Source organism: Agrococcus jejuensis (genome assembly GCF_900099705.1).
GTDB lineage: Bacteria > Actinomycetota > Actinomycetes > Actinomycetales > Microbacteriaceae > Agrococcus > Agrococcus jejuensis.
The window spans coordinates 1,082,534-1,104,010 of sequence record NZ_LT629695.1 but is presented as its reverse complement, the minus strand read 5'-3'; the positions used below and the strand labels follow the sequence as shown (position 1 = coordinate 1,104,010).

The window sequence follows — 21,477 nt, the reverse complement described above, 5'->3', positions numbered from 1 at the left end:
CCGACGGGTACGGCATGATCGTCGAGTCGAGCGTGCGAGGGGTGGTCGAGTGGGCGTGCTGCGCTGGATGAAGGGACGTCGCAAGGCGACCGCATCCATCGCCATCGTGTCGGCAGCCACGATCGCGCTGGGCGTGCTCGCATTCACGTACGAGGGCTTCACGCAGACCGACGTCGACCTGCACGACGGCGGCGTGTGGGTCACGCGCACCTCGACGTCGGAGGTTGGCCATCTCAACGTGCAGGCGCAGGAGCTCGACGGGCACGTCTACGCGCCGTCGGGCTCGACGTCGTTCGACGTGCTGCAGGACGGCGCGAACGTGTTCCTGCGCGACGGGGACGGCACGCTCATCCAGATCGATCCCGCGACGATGACGCTCGGCGCCAGCGTGCCGCTCGCCTCCGACGTGCAGGTGCAGCAGCGAGGCGGCACCGTCGCGATCCTCGATCCCGACGGTCGGCTCTGGGCGATGCCGGTGACGCAGGTCGGCGCGTTCGATGCGGAGGAGGTCGAGCCGCTCGCCGAGGTCGGCGACGACGCCGCGGTCGCCGTCGGCTACGACGGCAGCGTCGCCATCGCATCGCCCGCGCAGGGCGCGGTGCTGCAATGGCAGGTGGCCGACGGTGGCGGCTTCGAGGACCCGACGACGCAGGCTCGCGACGGTCTCGGCGACGTCGACGACGTCGCGCTGACGCTGGTCGGGGACCAGGCCGTGGCGCTCGGTGGCGAACGGTTGTTCCTGCCTGGTCGCACGGTCGACGTGCCCGAGGATGCCAGGCTGCAGCAGGTGGGCGATGGTGCGTCGTCGGTGGTGCTCGCGACGAGCGAGCTGCTGCTGCGGCAGCCATTGGGCGTGGGAGAGCTCGCGCAGCAGTCGATCGGCGCGGAGGGTGGCGAGGTGGTGGCGCCCGTGCAGCTCGGCGGCTGCCTGTACGCGGCCTTCCCGTCGAACGGTCAGTTCGTGCGGTCGTGCCAGGACTCGTCGCGCAATGCGGAGGAGGCGATCGACGGGCTCGAGGGGCCGGCCGTGTTCCGCGTGAATCGCGGCATGGTCGTGCTGAACCAGTTCGAGTCGGGGCAGTCGTGGCTCGTGACCGATCAGGTCGTGCTCGTCGACAATTGGGACGATCTCGTGCCGCCGCCGTCGGAGGAGGAGTCGGAGGAGCAGGACGAGTCGCTCGAGGACATCCTGCAGCAGACGACGCCGCCGCCGTCGGAGGAGAACCACGCGCCGGTCGCGACCGACGACGAGCTGGGTGCTCGCCCGGGGCGCGCGACGATCCTGCCGGTGCTCGCGAACGACTCCGACCAGGACGGCGACGTGCTCACGGCGCGCGTGGTCTCCGACCTGCCCTCGGGCGTCACGGTGTCGCCGATCGCGAACGACTCGCAGCTGCAGATCGAGATCCCCGCGTCGTTCTCGGAGCGTCTCATCACCTTCCAGTACGAGGTCGACGACGGCCGCGGCGGCACCGACACGGCGACGGTCGTCGTGACCGTGCGCGCCCCGGACGAGAACAGCCCGCCCGAGCCGCTGTTCGACCAGTCCTTCACGATCGAGCAGACCGCGCGCTTCGAATACTCGGGCCTGCAGGGATGGTTCGATCCCGACGGCGACGACTTCTACCTGGAGTCGGCCACGAGTCCGAGCGGCGACCAGATCGAGGCGAGCCCGGCCGGCCGCATCCTGTATACGGCGACCGGCTCTCCGGGCGTGACGAGCATCGACATCACGATCGTCGATGCGCGCGGTGCGTCGGCCTCGGGCACGATCTCCGTCACGGTCATGGAGCGCAACACGGCGCCCGTCGTCGCGAACGCCGACTTCGTCTCGACGACCGTCGGGCAGGAGGCGTCGTTCGAGCCGCTCGCGAACGACTACGTGCCGGGCCCGCAGGATGCTCGCCTCGCGCAGGTGGCGTTCGAGGCCGAGCCGCGGATCACGGGCTCGTGGGATCGCGAGACCGGCATCGTGACGGTCACGGGCGAGACGCCTGGCACCTACTACCTGAACTACCTCATCTCCGCGGGCGCGGCGTCGGCGAACGGACGCATCCGCGTCGACATCCGCGAGGCGGACGACGAGGCGCGGCCCGTGGCGGTGCGTGACATCGCGCTGCTGCCGCAGGGCGGACAGACGCTCGTCGACCTGCTCGCGAACGACGTCGACCCGTCGGGTGGCGTGCTGGTGGTGCAGTCGGTGACGGCGAACGGCGTCCCGGTGTCGGCGCAGCTCCTCGAACGTCGTGTCCTGCGCCTCGTCGACACGCAGGGCATCGTCGACGAGGCCACGATCACCTACACGGTCTCGAACGGCAGATACACCGAGACGGGGCAGGTCATCGTGATCCCGGTCGCGCCGCCCGAGCAGCCGCGGCCGCCGACCGCCGTGGCGGACACGGCGACGGTGCGCGAGGGCGACTTCGTGACCATCCCGGTGCTGGCCAACGACTTCAGCCCCGACAACCTCGAGCTCACGCTCTCCGACGAGCTCGTGGAGACGACGTTCGCGTCGAACGACGATGGCTGCGACGTCGTCGGCGAGGAGGCGGAGGGCTGCGCCTTCGTCGACGGCGACACCGTGCGACTCTTCGTGCCGGTCGGTGGACCCTCATCCGTGCGCCTCGTCTACGAGGTCGGCGTCGAGAACGGCGGATTCGCGACGGCTGCGATCGACGTGACGGTCGTGCGCCGCGACGCGGGCAACGATCCGCCCGTCGCGCAGACGGTCGAGTCGCGCGTCGTCGCGGGCAACAGGGTCTCGATCCCGATCCCGCTCGACGGCATCGACCCCGACGGCGACGGCGTCGAGCTCGTCGAGTACGACGACGCCCCCGATGCGGGCCGCATCGTCGAGACCGGCGACGGCTTCTTCGTCTACGAGGCGTACGAAGGCACCTCCGGCACCGTCTCGTTCACCTATCGGGTGCGCGACCGCTTCGGCGTCGAGGCGACGGGCGCCGTGCGCGTGGGCATCGCGCCGCCGCCCGACGTGAACCAGGCTCCGTTCGCCGAGACCGACCAGGTGCTCGTGCAACCCGGGCGCGCGATCGCCGTGCCTGTCCTCGCGAACGACTTCGACCCCGACGGCGATCCCCTGACCCTCGAGGAGGATGGCCTCTCCGACATCTCCGACGCCCTCGAGCCCGTGCGCATCGACGAGGACCGCAGCACGGTCGACTTCACCTCGCCCGACGAGCCGGGGGAGTACTCGCTGCAGTACCGGGTGAGCGACGGGCGCGGCGGCGCGACGACGGGCGTCGTGCTCGTCACGGTCGCCGAGGACGCGCCGCTCGAGCCACCGATCGCGGTCGACGACGTCGTGCCCGCCGCCGACGTCGAGGCCGGGGTGCCGATCGAGGTGCCCGTGCTCGACAACGACCTCGACCCCGACGGCAGCCCCGACGCGCTCGAGGTGACGGTGCTCCAGGGCGACGGCACCGAGGTCGACGGCGCGATCCGCGTCACGCCGAGCGACGAGGACTTCCAGGTCATCACGTACCGGGTCACGGACCCCGACGGCGAGACGGCCCAGGCGTTCGTGTTCGTGCCGCTCGCGCGCGATCCCGCGCCCTACCTCGTCTCCGACGCCGTCGTCGAGGTGCAGTCGGGGATCTCGCGCGAGTTCCCGCTCGACGAGTACGTGGCGGTCGCTCGCAACAGCCCGCGCATCACCACCGCCGACCGCGTGCAGGCGACCAACGAGAACGAGGACTCGCTCGTCGTCGACGTGCGGACCCTGCAGTACACGTCCGAGCTCGGGTACACCGGGCCTGCGACGCTCTCGTTCGAGGTCACGGACGGCACCGACGAGTCCGATCCGGATGCGAACACGGCGACGCTGTCGATCGCGCTGTACGTCCGTCCCTCGTCGGCCGTGCCCCCGCAGGTCAACGGTGCCGAGATCGCCGTGCCGCAGGGGGAGACGGTCGAGTTCGACCTCACGACGGCGACCGTCGACCCGGATCCCGACGACATCCCGAACATGCGGTACGACCTGGTCGGCGGAGCCTCGGACCAGGTGGATGCCGATGTGGTCGATCAGACGTTCACGCTGTCGGCGCCGGTGGACGCGAACGTGGGATCGTCGGTCTCGTTCACCGTCGAGGCGACCGATCGCCATGGAAACTCCGCGCAGGGCACATTCATCGCCACGGTCGTGATCTCGAACGCACCATTCGCGATCCCTCGAGATGACGCGGGCGAGGGGACGCAGGGCGTCGCCCAGAGCATCAACGTGCTCGCCAACGACTTCAACCCCTTCGAGGGTCAGGCGCCGCTGCAGGTCGTGGATGTCCAGGTGGTGAGCGGGGTCGGCGAGCCGTCGACCGACGGGTCGACGGTCACGGTGACGCCCGGTGCCGACTTCTCGGGGGTGCTGACTCTGCGCTACACGGTGCGCGACGCGACCGACACGCAGCAGCGGGAGCGCACCGCCCAGGTCGTGCTCAACGTCAAGGGCCGGCCCGAGGCGCCCATCCGCCCGAATGTGCTGTCGGTGGGAGACCAGACGGTGACGCTGCAGTGGGCGGCGCCCGCGGCGAACGGCGCGCCGATCCAGGGCTACGCGGTGCGCAGCGCCGACGGCTCGTTCACGCAGGAGTGCGGCTCGACGACCTGCTCGCTGCAGGGGCTCGTGAACAACCAGACCTACCAGTTCCAGGTCGTGGCGAGGAACGAGGTCGGCGAGTCCGACCCCTCGCCGGCCTCGGCGGATGCGCGGCCCGACGTGCGCCCGGACCCGCCCGGGGCGCCGCAGGCGACCCGCGGCGACACGCAGCTCTCGGTGGCCTGGCAGACGCCCGCCAACCGCGGCTCGGCGATCACGCAGTACCTGCTGCAGATCAGCCCCGTGCCCGCGGGCGGCCAGCCGACCGTCGTCGTGCCCGGTGGCACGACGAGCTACGTGTGGCAGGGGCTGGCCAACGGCACCGCCTACACGTTCAGCGTGCAGGCGTACAACGATGCGCCCGAGCCGAGCGAGTGGAGTCCGCAGTCGGCGCCCGTCACGCCCGCCGGGCCTCCGTTCCAGGTGACCGGCGTCTCAGCGACCCGCGACCAGTCGATCCCCGGCAACGTGCAGGTGCAGGTCGACTGGTCCCCCCACGCGAACCAGGCCAACGGAGCGGCGATCACCCACTACGTCGTGACCGCGTCGAGCGGGCAGACGGTGCAGGTGAACGGCGCGGACGCCACGCGCGCGACGTTCGGTGCGGGGACGCTGCCCGCCGGCACGGGCGCGACGGTCACGTTCACGGTGCAGGCCGTCAACGAGGTCGGACCGTCGCAGGCGTCGGCACCGTCGAACGGCGTGCGCGACGCGACGACGCCGGGCGCGCCCCGCATCGACGGCGTGACCGAGGGCGACGGCTTCGCGGACATCGTCATGACGGCTGGCTCGACGAACGGCGCGCGCTCCGAGGAGGTGCAGTACCAGGTGCTCATCGGCGGCACGCCGCAGGGCACGGTCTCCTCGACGGGCGGTCGCATCCCGCTGCAGAATCGGCAGAACCCGTACAACATCTCGGTCCGCGCGGTCTCGACCGTGCAGGGCATCACCTACACGAGCGAGCCGTCGAACACGGTCCAGGCGGCGCCCTACGGCCCGATCGGCAACCCGAGTGCGGCCGCACGTCCCGCCGCGAACGGCGTCACGGTGAGCTGGTCCGCGCCGAACGCCAACGGCCGTCCTGTCTCCGTGCGCATCCAGATCAACGGCGGGGGCTGGCAGAACGTCGGCAACCAAGGCTCCCAGACCGTGCCGGCAAACGGCGGGCAGCAGGTCACCGTCGTCGTCGAAGCCACGACAGGGTTGCCAGACGGCAACGGCCATGGAGCTCAGACGACGCGGGCGGACGCATCCGCACGGGTGCCGACGATCTCGCTCACCCGTGGTCCGGTCTTCCCCGGCTGCAACGGCACGTGCTACGAGTACGAGCTGAATTGGCAGAACCTGACTCCGGGCAACTACAGCTACCAGTGCTTCAACACTGGTTCCGGCAACGGGTCCGGCAACCCGTTCAACGTGCCGAACCCCGGTACGGTCCGCATCGGATCCGCCTCGGGGAGCACGCACGCGGGCTCGAACGCCGAGGGCAACCTCTGCTACTCGGAGTTCAGCGGCGATGCGTGGATGGAGATCTGGGGCGGACCGGACAATATCGACCGCATTGCGACGCCTCGTCGAGGCTGGCCATGATCATGGAGGAGACACCACGATGGCGATGACGATGACCCGCGAGCAGGCGGCATGGTTCCAGGAGACGTTCCAGCGTCTCGTCGACAACGTGGGCGCCGTCGTGCTCGGCAAGGAGGACGTCATCGCCCTCGCGTTCACGGCGATGCTCTCCGAGGGCCACCTGCTGCTCGAGGATGCGCCCGGCACGGGCAAGACGCAGCTCGCGAAGTCGATGGCCGCGACGGTCGCGGGCTCGAACGCCCGCATCCAGTTCACCCCCGACCTGCTGCCCTCCGACGTCACGGGCGTCACGGTCTACGACCAGAAGACGCAGGCCTTCGAGTTCCACAAGGGCCCGATCTTCGCCCAGATCGTGCTCGCCGACGAGATCAACCGCGCGAGCCCGAAGACGCAGTCGGCGCTGCTGGAGGTCATGGAGGAGGGCCGCGTCACCGTCGACGGCGAGCCGCACCCGGTCGGCCGACCGTTCATGGTCATCGCGACGCAGAACCCCGTCGAGCAGGCAGGCACCTATCGTCTGCCCGAGGCGCAGCTCGACCGCTTCATCATGAAGACGTCGATCGGCTACCCCGGCCGTGCGCAGACGGTGCAGATCCTCGCGGGCGCCTCGCAGCGCAACGCGTCGTCGCTCGTGCAGCCCATCGTCACGACGACAGTCGTCGCCGACATGATCGACCTCGCCGCCACCGCGCACGTCGACGCCGCGGTGCTCGACTACGTGGCGGCGCTCACCGAGCACACGCGCGACTCCACCGACACGCGCCTGGGCGTCTCGGTGCGCGGCGCCATGGCGCTCACGCGCGCCGCGAAGGCGTGGGCGGCGAGCCGCGGTCGCAACTACGTGCTGCCCGACGACGTGAAGTCGCTCGCGCAGCCCGTGCTCGCCCACCGCATCGTGCTCGACCCCGAGTCCGAGTTCTCGGGCGTGACGGGCGAGCGAGTCGTCGAGCGCGCCATCGCCGACGTGCCGGCGCCGCAGGAGCGGGCGCTCGTCTGATGTCCCAGGTCGTGCCGCCGCCGAGCGCACCCGCGCCGGAGGCCGAGGAGCAGCAGGAGCCGCCGCGCGCACGGCGCTCGCTGCCGCGCTCGCCGCGGCAGATGCTCGGCGCGGCCCGCGCGGGCATCCGCTCGGCCCTCGGCTCGGAGGCGCTGCGCGCGGTCCGCAAGGGCGTCGCCCGAGGGGTGCGCGCCGTCGTGCCCGTGCTCGCGCCCGTCACGAGGTTCGGATGGGTGGCGCTCGCCATCACGATCGTGGCCCTGATCGCGGGGCTCGCGCTGCAGTGGACCGAGCTCGTCGTCATCGCCATCGCGGGCGGCGTGCTGCTCGCCATCGCCATCGCCTACGTCATCGGTCGCACGATGTACCGCATCGAGCTCGACCTCGCCTACACGCGCGTCGTCGTCGGAGAGCGCGCGCTCGGCCGCATCGAGATCCACTCCGCCTCCTCGCGCCCGCTCATGCCCGCGACGATCGAGGTGCCGGTCGGCTCGGCCGTCGCCGCCTTCCACCTGCCGCGCATGCAGCCGCGCGACGTGCACGAGGACGTGTTCGCCATCCCCACCTCGCGTCGCGCCGTGCTGCGCGTCGGCCCCGTGCGATCGGTCAAGGGCGACCCGCTGGGCCTGCTGCGTCGCCAGGTGCGCTGGACCGACCCCGTCGAGCTCTTCGTGCACCCGCGCACCGTGCAGCTCGACGAGACGACGCCCGGCCTCATCCGCGACCTCGAGGGCATCACGACCCGCGACCTCACGAACTCCGACATCGCGTTCCACGCGCTGCGCGACTACGTCGCAGGCGACGACCGCCGCTACATCCACTGGAAGTCGTCGGCGCGCACCGGTCAGCTCATGGTGCGCCAGTTCGAGCAGACGCGCCGCTCGGTGCTCGCGCTCGGCCTCGCGACCAACCCCGACGACTACGGACACCCCGACGAGTTCGAGACGGCGATCTCGGTGCTCGGCTCGCTCGGCCTGCAGGCGATCCGCGACGAGATGGACGTCGTCGTGCGCACGTCGCGGCGCGCGCTGCCGGCCACGAACGGCAAGCGCCTGCTCGACGGCCTCTCGGGCGTCGCGTGGAGCCCCCGGCACGACCGGCTCGTCGGGCTCGCCGCCGAGATCGGCCGCGAGCACCCCGGTGCCTCCGTCGTCATGCTGCACGCGGGCCGCGGCGTCGACCTCGCGACCGTGCGCCGTGCGACGTCGCTGCTGCCATCGCAGGCGCGCATCCTCGTCATCCAGGCCGTCGACGGCGCGAAGGCGCGCGTGCAGCCGCTCGGCGGCGCCACGCTCGCGCAGCTGCCGTCGATCGCCGACCTGCCGCGCATCGTGAGGGCGGTGAGCGAGCAGTGAGCGCACCCGCACCCGCACCCTCCGCCGCCCGCACGCGCCAGCCGCTGCTGCCGCGCGCGCCGTGGCAGGCGGCGATCGACTGCGCCGTCGTGCTCGTCGTGCTCACGATGGCGACGCTCGCGTTCGGGCCCGTCTTCGGCGGCGTCGACTACCTCATCGCCGGCGTCGGCGGCGCGCTCGCCGGCATCCTCGTGGGCGTCGTCACGTCGCTGCGACCGCTGCGCGGCTGGCTCGTGACCGTCGCGGGCATCGTCGTCGCCTACGTCGTCGTCGGCCCGGCCCTCGCGGTGCGGCACGCGACGATCGGCGGCGTCCTGCCCACGCTCGACGGGCTGCGCGAGCTCATGCTCGGCTCGTTCATCTCGTGGCGGTCGCTGCTCACGGCGCAGCCGCCCGTGCAGGGATTCCCGAGCCTGCTCGTCGTGCCGATGCTCACGATGCTCGTGTGCGGCGCGATCGCGACGGTGCTGGCGCTGCGCCTGCGGCGCGGCGCCGCGTGGGCGATGCTGCCCGGCGTCGTCGCCCTCGTCGTCGGCATCGCGTTCGGCACGCGCATCGCCGCGCAGCCGATCGTGCTCGGCGTCGTCACGGCCTGCGCATCCATCGCGTGGATCGCATGGCGCGGCGCGACCGCGAGGCGCAACCTCGCCGAGGAGGTCGAGGTCACGCGCGACGACGCGAACCGCAAGGCGTTCGCGCGCCGTCGCCTCATCGGCGGCGTCGGCATGGTGACGGCGGCCGCGGTCGTCGCGAGCGTCGCCGCCCTGCCGATCGCGTTCACGAACCGCCAGGTGCTGCGCGACGACGTCGAGCCGCCCATCGAGCTCGCCGACTACCCGAGCCCCCTCGTGGGCTTCCGCGGCTGGCACAAGAACTTCGAGGAGGCGACGCTCCTCACCGTCTCGGGCATGCCGGAGGGGTCGCGGCTGCGGCTCGCGACGCTCGACTGGTACGACGGCACCGTCTACGCCGTCGCGGGCAGCCAGGAGTCGTCGGCATCGGGGTCGTTCTCGCGCGTCGGCGACGCGATCGGCACGTCGCAGCCCGGCACGCCCACGACGATCCAGGTCGAGGTCGGCGAGTACACGGGCGTGTGGGTGCCGAGCGTCGGCTACGCCGAGCGCATCGACTTCGGCGGCGACGACGCCGTCGCGCTGCAGTCGTCGCTCGCCTACAACGGCTCGACCGGCAATGTCATCGCCGAGGCGGGCCTCGGACCGGGCGACACGTACACGGTCGACGCGATCGTGCCCGAGGTGCCCGAGCTCTCCGACCTCGCCGGCATCCCCACGTCCGAGATCGACATGCCCGACCCGGCGGAGATGCCGGAGCTCATCACCGCGTGGGCGTCGACCCACGCGACGGAGCGCACGGCGCTCGACAACATCGTCGCGATGGCGACCCAGATGCAGACGTACGGCGCCTTCAGCCACGGCGTGGGCGACGACGAGGCACCCTCCCTCTCGGGCCACGGCTACCGGCGGCTGACCGACATGTTCGACGCCGAGACGCTGCTGGGCGACGACGAGCAGTACGCTGCCGCCTTCGCGCTCGCCCTCGACTTCTCGGGCGTGCCCGCGCGCGTCGTCATGGGCATGTACCCGGGCGAGGAAGGCTTCGATGAGGGCGGCGAGGCCGTCGAGCTCACGGGCGGCGACATGCACGCATGGGTCGAGGTGTCGTTCCAGGGCGTCGGATGGGTGCCGATCGACCCCACGCCGCCCGAGGACAACACGCAGGTCGAGCCCGAGCCGCAGCCGCAGCCCGATCCGCGGCCGCAGGTGCTGCAGCCGCCGCAGCCGCCCGAGGAGCCCGCCGAGCTGCTGCCGAACACGCAGCCCGACCAGGCGCAGGACGACGAGGACGAGCAGTCGTCGAGCGTGTGGCTCGTCGTGCTCGCCGTCGCGGGCAGCATCCTGCTCGCGCTGCTCGTGCTCGCATCCCCGTTCATCGTCATCGGCCTGCTGAAGGCGAGACGCAGGCGCAGGCGCTTCGAGGCCGCGACCGAGAGCGAACGCCTCGCGGGCGGCTGGCATCAGGTGGTCGACGAGGCCGTCGACCTCGGTCTGCCGGTGCCTGCCGGCGTCACGCGGCGCGAGGTCGCCGCCGACGTCGAGGATCGGTACCCGAAGTCGCGGGCGACGGCGATCGGCGAGTACGTCGACGCCGGGGTCTTCGGGCCCGGAGAGCCGCACAAGGGCGAGATCGACGCGTTCTGGAAGGATGTCGACCGCAGCGTGGCAGCCATGCGGCAGGAGGCGAGCCGACGCACGAGGATCCTCGGGATGGTGTCGGTGCGGTCGTTCCTGCGTCGCCGAGCGGAGCGGAGGGGCCGATGATCTGGTCGATCGACGAGGGGCGCGACACGCGTCCCGAGGGCGTCGACGAGGACGGCATCCCCGACCCCGCGTACGCCGCGAGCCTCGGCCTCGTGCCGGCGCCCATCGGTCGCCGCATCGCCGCGACGCTCGTCGACGCGGCCGTGTACGCGCTGCTGGCGCTGCCGCTCGTCATCGGGGCGTCGCCGCGCATCGTGAGCCTGCTCACGGGCGCCGTCAGCTGGTACGGGTTCGTCAACCACCCCGACTTCGTGCTGACGCTCGTCTTCACGGCGGCGTCGGTCGTGCTGACGCTCGCGTTCACGATCGTGCAGCTCGTGCTGCACGGTCGCAAGGGCGTCACGCTGGGCAAGGCGCTCACGGGACTGCGCACCGTCAACGTCGCGACGCTCGCGAGCCCCGGCTTCGGGCGCGTGCTGCTGCGCGGCGTCGTGCTGTACGCCTCGTCGATCGTGCCCGTCGTGGGGCCCGCGCTCTTCCTCGCGTCGCCGCTCATGGATCGCACGGGCCGCCGCCGCGGATGGCTCGACCTCGTCGGACGCACGTGGCTCGTCGACGCGACGAACGGCCTCGACCCGTACGACGTCAAGCGCATGCGCATCGCGCGCAAGACCGTCTCCGCAGATCCCATCGCCGAGCAGCAGGTGCTGCCGTCGCTCGCGACGCCCGTGCAGCACGGCGCGCCCGTCGCGTACCAGCCGGGCGCGCGCGTGAGCGCGGGCGTGCTGGGCGTCGCGCGGCCGCACGCGCCGGGCGAGCAGCAGACCGTGGGCATCGCGTCGTCGCAGGCGGCGCAGCCGTCGGCCCCGGCGCCGCAGCAGCCGACGCCGTCGGCGCCGTACCGCCCTGGCGAGCTCAGCGGCATGCCCGACGTGCCGCCCGTGCCGTCGTCGCCGTTCGCGACGCCGTCGGGCGTGCCGAGCGCGCCGCAGCTCGCGCAGGCGGGGCAGCCGTCGGTCGGCGTGCCCACGGCGTCGCCCGTCGCGCCGCAGCAGGTGCCGCAGCAGGCGCCCGTCGCGCCGCAGCAGTGGCAGGCGCCGCAGGCGCCGGTCGTGCCGCCCACGCCGCCGCTCGCCCAGCCCGTGCCGCAGCCCGCTCCCGCGCAGCCGCCCGTCGCGCAGCCGCCGGCAGCGCAGGCTCCGGTCGCGCAGGCTCCGGTCGCGCAGCCCCCGGCAGCCCCGGCACCCGCGGCCCCCTCGGTACCCGACGCGACGATCGTGCCCAGCCAGCTCCATGCGGACGACGACGACGAGGACCTCGGCGCCACGCGCATCGTGCGCCCCCGCGCGCTCGTGCTCGAGCTCGACGACGGCGCCCGCATCCAGCTCGGCGGCCGCGTGCTCATCGGCCGCAACCCCACGCTGCAGCCCGGCGAGGCCGGCACGCTCGTGCCCATCCCCGACGACACGCGATCGGTGTCGAAGACGCACGTCGCCATCGACGTCGAGGGCGGCACGATCCAGGTGATCGACCGGCACTCGACGAACGGCACCGCGATCGTGCACGGCGGCAAGGAGACGCGCCTCGTGGGCGGCGTGCCCACGCGCGCCGAGGTCGGCGACACCGTGCTGCTCGGCGACCGGCGGGCGGTGATCTCACGTGGCTGAGCTGCACGTCGGCGAGTACCGCTTCGAGCACGCAGCCATCCAGCTGCGCTGGGCGGCGGCGACGCACGAGGGCGCACGGGCCATGAACGAGGACTCGGTCTTCGCGTCGTTCCCCGTCTTCCTCGTCGCCGACGGCATGGGCGGCCAGGCGTCGGGCGACGTGGCGAGCGCGCTCGCGGTCGAGTCGTTCCGCACGCTCAAGGGCCGCGCGCTCGCGACGGTCGAGGGCGTCGAGCAGAGCGTCGAGCGCGCCTTCCGCGCCGTGCGGCACGAGGCGGCATGGCACGGCGCCGCGGGCGGCACGACGCTCTCGGGCGCCGTCGCGGTCGACGTCGGCGGCGCCGCCCACTGGTACGTGCTCAACGTCGGCGACTCGCGCACGTACCTGCTCGACCGCGGCGAGCTGCAGCAGGTGAGCGTCGACCACTCGGTCGTGCAGGAGCTCGTGGATGCGGGAGCCGTCGAGCGCGACGCTGCGCGCACGCATCCGCAGCGCCACGTCATCACGCGCGCGATCGGCGCCGGCGAGGAGCACGCGCCCGACTCGTGGCTGCTGCCCGCCGAGCGCGGCCAGCGGCTGCTCGTGTGCTCCGATGGCCTCTCGAGCGAGCTCGACGACCACGAGATCGCCGGCCTCCTGCGCGCGACGCCCTCGCCCGCCGACGCCGCGGCGTCGCTCGTGGCGCGTGCGCTGCACGCCGGCGGGCGCGACAATGTGACGGTCGTCGTCGTCGACGTCGACGAGGTCACGGGCGACTGGGAGCTCGAGGACACCCACCGCGGCGGCCTCGACGAGGACACGCGCCCGACGGGAGGGCGACGCTGATGCGCACGGCCTACGTCTCCGGCGACGCGTGGTGCATCGTGCACGGCGGCCTGCTCGTCGTGCTCGATCGCGGCCTCGACGCCCCCACGGCGACCGCGATCCACGCCGTGATGACGCCGGCGGGCCTGCGCGACGAGCCGCTGGCGCTCGCGGTGCTCGAGCCCGTCGTCGACGGCTGGTTGCTGTGGCGCAGGCGCGGCGTCCCCGCCGTCGCCGACGTGCCGCTGCCCGAGCGCGGCGGCGAGGCGTGGGGCAGCGACCTGCTGCCCGTGGGCGCGACGGTCGCGTTCGGCGCCGTCGGCGCGCTCGACGAGGCCATGCCGCTCGAGGGCGGCGTCGTGCGCGCGAGCGCCGTGCGCGTGGAGCTCGTGGATGCGTCGGCCGACGACGCCGAGGTCGTGGGCGCCATCGTGCCGCTGCACGCGGTCGCGCCGGTCGAGGATGCGCCCGAGGCGCCGAGCGCGCAGGCGCCGGTCGCCGAGGAGGCGCCTGCGGTGGAGCCCGAGCCGGTGGCGGAGGTCGCTCCCGAGCCGGAGCCCGAGCCGACCCCGGAGCCCGAGCTCGCACCCGAGCCCGCCCCCGCATCCACCCCGGCACCCGCTCCCGAGCCCATCGTCGGCCTCATCGACTCCGTGCCCGGCTTCATCCGTCCCGCGACCGTCGTCGAGGTGCCCGACGAGCTGCCGATGGGCGACCACGACGGCATGACGATCACGGGCGACGCTGCGCGCGCGCTCGCCGCCGCGGCTCGCGAGCAGCAGCCGCAGGCCGCCGCTCCGGTGCTCGGCCCCGCCACGGGCCCCGTCGTGCTCTCGACGCTGTGCGCCGAGGGCCACGTGAACCCGCCGGGCGCGACGAGCTGCGCGTGCGGCGCCCCGATCGCGACGGGCTCTGCCGACCAGCGCTCGCGCCCCGAGTTCGCCGAGCTCGTGCTGCCCAACGGCGAGCGCGTGCCGCTCGGCCGCGGCGTCGTGCTCGGCAGGCGACCGCGCAGCCGCCGCATCGAGGACGGCCGCGTGCCGCGACTCGTGACGGTGCACTCGCCGAGCGAGGACATCTCGCGCAGCCACCTCGAGGTGCGCTGCGAGGACTGGAACGTGCTCGCGATCGACCTCGAGTCGACGAACGGCACCGTGCTGCTGCGCGAGGGCGCGGCACCGATGCGGCTGCGCGCCGACGCGCCGCAGCTCGTCGCGTTCGGCGACCGCCTCGACCTCGGCGACGGCGTGATCGTGCGCGTCGAGCGCGCCAGGACGGCGGGTGCGTCGTGAGCCCCAAGCGCGCGCCCGCGCCGCCGCCGCTGCTGCCCGGCTACGAGCATCGCCGGCTGCTCGGCTCCGGCGGCTTCGCCGACGTGTTCCTCTACGAGCAGGTGCTGCCGTCGCGGCCCGTCGCCGTGAAGGTGCTGCTGTCGGAGGCCGTCGACACCGACGTCGTCGAGCACTTCCGGCGCGAGGCCAACGTCATGGCCCAGCTGTCGTCGCATCCGTCGATCGTCACGATCTACGGCGCCGCGGTCTCCGACGACGGCCGGCCGTACCTCGTGATGGAGTACTGCCCGCGCCCCAACCTCGGCGTGCGCTACCGCAGCGACCGCTTCTCGGTCGCCGAGGTGCTCGCGCTCGGCGTGCAGATCGCCGGTGCCGTCGAGACCGCCCACCGCGCAGGCGTGCTGCACCGCGACATCAAGCCCGCGAACATCCTCGTCACGGCCTACAACCGGCCCGCGCTCACCGACTTCGGCATCGCGACGACGACGGGCGAGGCGGATGCGTCGACGGGCATGTCGATCCCGTGGTCGCCGCCCGAGGCGTTCGCGGCGCAGCCGTGGAGCGGCCGCGAGTCCGACGTCTTCGCCCTCGGCGCGACGCTCTACACGCTGCTCGCCGGCCGCTCGCCGTTCGAGCTGCCCGGCGGCTCGAACTCGAGCCTCGACGTCATCGCCCGCATCGAGCGCGGCGACGTCGCGCCGCTCGCGCGCTCCGACGTGCCCGCGTCGCTCGAGGCGGTGCTGCGCTCGTCGATGGAGGTCGACCCGCGCCGCCGCTACTCGAGCGCGCAGGCGCTCGGTCGCGCGCTGCAGCAGGTCGAGGCCGAGATGAGCCTGTCGGTCACGCAGATGGACGTGCTCGACGACTCCCTGCCGGTCGACGCCGTCGACGACCAGGACGGCGGCGCGACGCGCATCCGCGGCGTCGTCGAGATCGACCCGCACGTCGGCGACGGCCCGCGGCTCGCGACGTCGAGCCCGGCGCCGGCCATGCCGAGCTACGCCGCCGCGACGCAGATCGTCTCCGATGCGACCGTCGTGCGCGCGCCCGCCGGGCCCGCGATCCCGCGGCCTGGCGAGCTGCCCGTCGCCGCCGAGGCCGGATCGCCGTGGGGCGTCGCGTCGGAGCAGGCGCAGGCCGTGCGGCGCAAGCGCTCGCGCACGCCGATCGTCGCCACGATCGCCGCCGGCGTCCTCGCGATCGTCGTCGGCGTCGGCATCTGGCTCGTCGTGACCTCTGGCAACGGCTCGTCGCAGCCGGGGCCCGAGACGACCATCGCGGCGCCCCAGCCCAACGCACCCTCGAAGCCCATCGCGATGACCGCGACCGTCGAGGGCGACGAGGTGCGCTTCACGTGGGCGAACCCCTCGCCCGTCGACGGCGACGTCTTCATCGTGCGCTCCGACCCCTCGGAGGGCGACCCCATCCGCGAGACCCCCGTGCTGCCCGAGCTGTCGATCCCCATCGACCCCGACGGCCAGACGTGCCTCTCCGTCGCGATCCAGCGCACGACGGGTCAGCAATCCGCCTACGAGGAGTTCTGCATCGATGCCTGAACCCACCGTGATCCGCGTCGAGTTCGCCGGCGAGTGGTTCGACCCCGAGGTCGACCGCCCGTTCACGATCGGCCGTGAGGGCGACCTCGCCGTCGACGACAACCCGTACCTGCACCGCGCGTTCCTCGAGATCGCGCACCGCGACGGCCTGTGGTGGCTCACGAACGTGGGCACGCGACTGTCGGCGACGCTCTCGAGCGCCGGCGGCGCCGTGCAGTCGTGGCTGTCGCCGGGCGCGAGCCTGCCGCTCGTCTTCGCCGAGTGCGTCGTGGTGTTCACGGCGGGTCCGACGACGTACGAGATCGGCGTGCACACGACGACGGCCCCGTTCGCGATGGCCGCGAGCGGCGCCTCGGCGGGCGTCGGCGACGCCACGGTCATGCCGTCGCAGCTCACGGCGCTGCAGAAGGCGCTCATCGTGGCGCTCGCCGAGCCGATGCTGCGCCGCGAGGGCGTCGGCGTGAGCGAGCTGCCCACGAGCACGAAGGCCGCCGAGCGGCTCGGATGGTCGATGTCGCGGTTCAACCGCAAGCTCGACAACGTGTGCGACAAGCTCGACCGCATGGGCGTGCAGGGCCTGCGCGGCGGCGCGGGCAAGCTCGCGAGCAACCGTCGAGCGCGGCTCGTGGAGTACGCGGTGTCGTCGCAGCTCGTCACGCGCGCCGACCTCGGGCTGCTCGACGACGAGGCGCTGCGCGGCGCGGACGACGACGGAGGCGACGCATGAAGGTCAAGCTCACGCTCCACAAGGACGGCGCCGCGCCGCGCGACATCGTCGTGACCGCCGACTCGACCGCGACGGTCGAGGACGTCGCGAGGCAGATCGCCGACGCCGACCCCGCGGGCGGCATCGCGATCGGCGAGGAGCAGGTCGTGACGCTCGCGGTCGCGCCGCCCACGAGCCCGCGCCTCGAGCCGCTCGACCCCGACGCGCTCATCGGCGAGGCGGCGATCGGCTCGGGCTTCAACGCCGCCGTCATGCCGCTGGGCCAGCGCCGCGGCCAGCGCGCCGCCAACGCGGGCGGCCCCGCGCTCGCGGTGCTGCGCGTCGTCGGCGGCCCCGCCGCGGGCCTCGAGGTGCAGCTCGCCGCCGGCCAGCACACCATCGGCCGCGACCCGTCGTGCGACGTCGTCGTGGGCGACCGCCAGGTGTCGAAGCGGCACGCGCGCATCGAGGTCGGCGCGCACATCGAGGTCGTCGACCTCAACTCGGCCAACGGCGTGCTCGTCGACGGCCAGCTCGTCACGCGACTGCGCGTCATCCCCGGCCAGCCGTTCACGCTCGGCGAGTCGGTGCTCGAGGTGCAGCTCGCGGGCAGCTTCGACGCCGGCGGCGCCGACCCCGTGCTCGAGCGCGGCGGCTCGCTCATGTTCAACCGCAGCCCGCGCGTCGAGGAGCGCTACTCGGGCGAGGCGTGGGACGAGCCGCGCATGCCCAAGGAGCCGTCGTCGCGGATGTTCCCGTGGCCCATGCTCATCGCGCCGATCATCCTCGCCTCCACGCTCTTCGCCATGACGGGCCGCGCGCGCTCGCTCATCGTCGCGTTCATGACCCCGCTCATGCTCGCGGGCAACTTCATCTCGCAGCGCACGCAGCTCGGCCAGAAGATCAAGGCGGAGGCCGCGACGTTCGAGAAGCAGTTCGAGCGCCTCGAGGAGCTGCTGTACCGCGCGATCCCCGAGGAGCGCCGCGTGCGCAACCTCGAGGCGCCGCCCGTCGCCGAGGTCTTCGACCACGCCATGCGCCTCGGGCCCATGCTGTGGACGCGTCGCCCCGAGCACTGGAGCTTCCTGGGCGTGCGCCTGGGCACGTGCACGACCGAGAGCCGCAACGAGATCAAGCGCGCCGAGGTGCAGGAGGGCCTGCCCGAGTACGTCGAGCGCGTCGACGCGCTCGAGGAGCGGTACGCGACCATCAGCGACGTGCCCGTCTTCGAGACGCTGCTGTCGACGGGCTCGCTCGGCGTCGCCGGCCCGAAGGCGGCGGCGAGCGACGCGATGCGCGGGCTCGGCGTGCAGCTCTTCGGCCTCCACGCCCCGAACGACGTCGTCTCGGTGGCGCTCGCCGACCCCGACTGGGTCGAGGAGCTCGAGTGGCTCAAGTGGCTGCCGCACACGACGAGCGAGAAGAACCCGTTCAAGGACATGCCGCTCGCCGACTCGGCGCCGACGGGGCAGGCGCTGCTCTCGGCGATCGAGGAGCACATCATGCGGCGGTCGAAGAAGACCGACGCCGACCTGCGCGCGCCGTACAAGGACGACTGGGATCCGATGGACTTCGGCACCGACGTCGAGCGCGCGTCGAAGGAGTCGAAGTACGCGGGCGGCACCGCCATCGTGCTCATCGTCACGAACGACGCCCCCGTCGACCGCCCGCGCCTCACGCAGATCCTCGAGCGCGGCCCCGACGTCGGCGTCTACACGCTGTTCGTCGCGCCCACGGTCGAGTCGCTGCCCGCCGCGTGCCGCACGTTCATCGACGTCACCGACGGACTCGCATCCGCGCAGGTCGGCACGGTGCGGTCGGGCGTCACGTACCGCGACGTCGTCGTCGAGGGCGTGTCGAACGAGTACATGCACATGCTCGCGAAGCGCCTCGCGCCCGTCGTCGACTCGTCGACCGTGATCGAAGACTCCTCCGACATCCCCAACTCGGTGAACCTGCTGACGCTCACGGGCCACGAGATCGCCAAGGAGCCCTCGGCGGTCGTCGAGCGCTGGCGCCAGAACAACACGATCATCGACCGCTCGGGCGCGCAGCAGCCGCGCATGAAGAAGGCGGGCAACCTGCGCGCCGTCATGGGCCAGGGCGCGACCGACGCCATGACGCTCGACCTGCGCACGCAGGGCCCGCACGCCCTCGTGGGTGGCACGACGGGTGCCGGCAAGTCGGAGTTCCTGCAGGCGTGGGTGCTCGGCATGGCCGCCGCCCACAGCCCCGACCGCGTCACGTTCCTCTTCGTCGACTACAAGGGCGGATCCGCGTTCGCCGACTGCGTCGAGCTGCCGCACTGCGTCGGCCTCGTCACCGACCTGTCGCCGCACCTCGTGCGCCGCGCGCTCACGAGCCTCCGCGCCGAGCTGCACCACCGTGAGCACCTCTTCAACCGCAAGAAGGTCAAGGACCTGCTCGAGCTCGAGAAGCGACGCGACCCCGACTGCCCGCCCGCGCTCGTGCTCGTGATCGACGAGTTCGCGGCGCTCGCGGGCGAGGTGCCCGAGTTCGTGGACGGCGTCGTCGACATCGCCCAGCGCGGTCGTTCGCTCGGCATCCACCTCATCATGGCCACGCAGCGCCCCGCGGGCGTCATCAAGGACAACCTGCGCGCCAACACCAACCTGCGCGTCGCGCTGCGCATGGCCGACGAGTCCGACTCGAAGGACGTCGTCGACGACCCGGTCGCCGGCACGTTCGACCCGTCGATCCCCGGCCGCGGCATCGCGAAGACCGGTCCCGGTCGCCTCGTGCCGTTCCAGTCGGCGTACGCGGGCGGCTGGACCGAGGAGGACGTCGTGCAGACCGCCGACGTGCAGGTCGCCGAGCTGCGCTTCGGCTCGCTCGTGCGGTGGGAGCGCGAGCAGCAGGTCGAGGTCGACGAGGACGTGGACCCCGGTCCCAACGACCAGAAGCGCATCGTGCGCACGCTCATCGACGCCGTGGGGGAGGCGGGCATCCCCGCGCCGCGTCGCCCGTGGCTCGACGACCTCGAGCGCACGGTCGACATGCGCGACCTGCCGATCCACGACGACCGGCGCATCCTGCTCGGCAAGGCCGACATCCCCGAGCGGCAGATGCAGGAGTCGATGTACTTCCTGCCCGACCGCGACGGCTCGCTGCTCGTCTACGGCACGTCGGGCGCCGGCAAGTCGAGCGTGCTGCGCACCGTCGGCATCGGCGCGGGCATGCGTCCCGAGAACGACGTCGAGGTCTACGGCCTCGACTTCGCCTCGGGCGCCCTGCGCTCGCTCGAGGTGCTGCCGCACGTCGGATCGGTCATCTCGGGCGACGACGCGGAGCGCGTGCAGCGCCTGCTGCGCTCGCTCGGCATGCTGCTCGACGAGCGCGGTCGCCGCTTCTCGGATGCCAACGCCTCCGACATCTCCGAGTTCCGCGAGATCACGGGCGAGCGGATGCCGCGCATCCTCGTGCTCATCGACAACTTCCCGCAGTTCAAGTCGGAGTGGGACATGACGAGCGCGCGGGCGCCGTTCTACGCCGTCTTCATGCGGATCCTCGGCGAGGGTCGCCCGCTGGGCGTGCACGCCATCTTCACGGCCGACCGCTCGGGCGCCGTGCCGACGGGCGTCTCGTCGAACGTGTCGCGCCGCGTCGTGCTGCGCCTCGCCGACGAGAACGCGTACGTCATGGTGGGCGTCGCGCGCGACGTGCTCGACGAGCAGTCGGCGCCCGGCCGCGCGATCGTCGACGGCTTCGAGACGCAGATCGCCGTGCTCGGCGGCACGCCGAACGTCGCCGAGCAGTCGAAGCTCATGGGGCAGCTGGCCGAGGAGCTGCGCAGGCAGGGGGCGCGCGAGGTCGAGGAGATCGGCGCGCTGCCGACGCGGCTGTCGGAGGACAAGCTGCCTGCCCGCATCAAGGACTTCCCCGTGCTGGGCGTCGCCGAGGACACGCTCGCGCCGCGCGAGTTCGACCCGATCGGCACGTTCATCGTCGCCGGACCGCCGGAGTCGGGCAAGACGAACGCCATGAAGGCGATCGTCAACAGCATGCTGCGCTACGACCCCGACGTGCGCCTGTTCCACTTCGCCGGCCGCCGCACGGTGCTGAAGGACTACGCGCCGTGGGTGCGCAGCGCCGTGACGGTCGACGACGCGAAGGCGCTCGCGACCGAGCTCGTCGACATCGTGAAGGACGAGACGATCCCCGGTCGCATCATGATCGTGATGGAGAACGTGCCGCAGTTCGCCGACTCCGACGCCGAGCGCAAGCTCAAGGAGCTCATGCAGGCCGTGAACCGCTCCGACCACTTCCTCGTCGGCGACGTCGACGTGGCGCAGGTCACGAGCGGCTTCGGGTTCATCGGCGACTTCAAGGCGGGCCGCAAGGGCATCATCCTCAAGCCCGACTCGTTCGACGGCGACTCGGTGTTCAAGGTGCCCTTCCCGAAGGTCAAGCGCGTCGACTTCCCCGTGGGCCGAGGGATCTTCGTGCAGTCGGGCCGTGCGGTCACGATGCAGATGCCGCTGGTGCAGACGGCGACGGCGCCCGTGCCGCTCGGTCGCGTCGCGGTGCCCGCCGGCGCCGCCGACGAGCTCGTGAGCGAGGCGACGGTCCTGCCTCCCGCGTGACGACGCCATGGGGAGTC

General features: G+C 72.6%; 10 protein-coding genes. All 10 read left to right on the top strand.

The genetic code is table 11. The features are described from left to right. Positions 1-49: 49 nt before the first annotated feature. Genes BLQ67_RS05240 through BLQ67_RS05195 form a run of 10 tightly spaced genes read left to right on the top strand, consistent with a single transcriptional unit; the run spans position 50 to position 21,460 of the window. Positions 50-6,199 carry an Ig-like domain-containing protein gene (locus tag BLQ67_RS05240; protein ID WP_092503101.1) on the top strand — a complete coding sequence of 2,050 codons (6,150 nt, stop codon included), beginning with the start codon at positions 50-52 and terminating at the stop codon, positions 6,197-6,199. Between the two features lie 25 nt (positions 6,200-6,224). Then, entirely contained in the window at positions 6,225-7,196 is a 972-nt protein-coding gene (locus BLQ67_RS05235) for an AAA family ATPase (protein ID WP_092506784.1), read from the top strand. Beyond that, entirely contained in the window at positions 7,196-8,551 is a 1,356-nt protein-coding gene (locus tag BLQ67_RS05230; protein WP_092503099.1) for a DUF58 domain-containing protein, read from the top strand. The genes BLQ67_RS05235 and BLQ67_RS05230 overlap by 1 nt, the downstream gene beginning before the upstream one ends. Beyond that, positions 8,548-10,890 (top strand): transglutaminase domain-containing protein, encoded by a 2,343-nt coding sequence (locus tag BLQ67_RS05225; protein ID WP_092503097.1) that lies wholly within the window; start codon positions 8,548-8,550, stop codon positions 10,888-10,890. Before BLQ67_RS05230 ends, BLQ67_RS05225 begins: the two co-directional genes overlap by 4 nt. Further along, on the top strand, positions 10,887-12,497 hold the full coding sequence (locus BLQ67_RS05220) for an RDD family protein (RefSeq protein ID WP_092503095.1): 1,611 nt from the start codon (positions 10,887-10,889) through the stop codon (positions 12,495-12,497). The genes BLQ67_RS05225 and BLQ67_RS05220 overlap by 4 nt, the downstream gene beginning before the upstream one ends. Further along, entirely contained in the window at positions 12,490-13,323 is an 834-nt protein-coding gene (locus tag BLQ67_RS05215; protein WP_092503093.1) for a PP2C family protein-serine/threonine phosphatase, read from the top strand. The genes BLQ67_RS05220 and BLQ67_RS05215 overlap by 8 nt, the downstream gene beginning before the upstream one ends. After that, positions 13,323-14,594, top strand: a complete 1,272-nt coding sequence (locus BLQ67_RS05210; RefSeq protein WP_092503092.1) for an FHA domain-containing protein — start codon at positions 13,323-13,325, stop codon at positions 14,592-14,594. The genes BLQ67_RS05215 and BLQ67_RS05210 overlap by 1 nt, the downstream gene beginning before the upstream one ends. Then, entirely contained in the window at positions 14,591-16,150 is a 1,560-nt protein-coding gene (locus BLQ67_RS05205) for a serine/threonine-protein kinase (RefSeq protein ID WP_092503090.1), read from the top strand. The genes BLQ67_RS05210 and BLQ67_RS05205 overlap by 4 nt, the downstream gene beginning before the upstream one ends. Next, positions 16,143-16,877, top strand: coding sequence for a hypothetical protein (locus BLQ67_RS05200; protein ID WP_092503088.1), 735 nt, complete (start codon positions 16,143-16,145; stop codon positions 16,875-16,877). The genes BLQ67_RS05205 and BLQ67_RS05200 overlap by 8 nt, the downstream gene beginning before the upstream one ends. After that, the gene (locus BLQ67_RS05195; protein ID WP_092503086.1) at positions 16,874-21,460 is read left to right on the top strand and encodes an FtsK/SpoIIIE domain-containing protein; all 4,587 of its coding nucleotides are present in this window, start codon (positions 16,874-16,876) and stop codon (positions 21,458-21,460) included. Before BLQ67_RS05200 ends, BLQ67_RS05195 begins: the two co-directional genes overlap by 4 nt. Positions 21,461-21,477: the final 17 nt, after the last annotated feature.

Bases quoted from the DNA above. Each gene is read 5' to 3' on its own strand.
- BLQ67_RS05235 (WP_092506784.1), top strand. From the start codon at position 6,225: ATGACGATGACCCGCGAGCAGGCGGCATGGTTCCAGGAGACGTTCCAG.
- BLQ67_RS05230 (WP_092503099.1), top strand. From the start codon at position 7,196: ATGTCCCAGGTCGTGCCGCCGCCGAGCGCACCCGCGCCGGAGGCCGAG.
- BLQ67_RS05220 (WP_092503095.1), top strand. From the start codon at position 10,887: ATGATCTGGTCGATCGACGAGGGGCGCGACACGCGTCCCGAGGGCGTC.
- BLQ67_RS05210 (WP_092503092.1), top strand. From the start codon at position 13,323: ATGCGCACGGCCTACGTCTCCGGCGACGCGTGGTGCATCGTGCACGGC.
- BLQ67_RS05200 (WP_092503088.1), top strand. From the start codon at position 16,143: ATGCCTGAACCCACCGTGATCCGCGTCGAGTTCGCCGGCGAGTGGTTC.
- BLQ67_RS05195 (WP_092503086.1), top strand. From the start codon at position 16,874: ATGAAGGTCAAGCTCACGCTCCACAAGGACGGCGCCGCGCCGCGCGAC.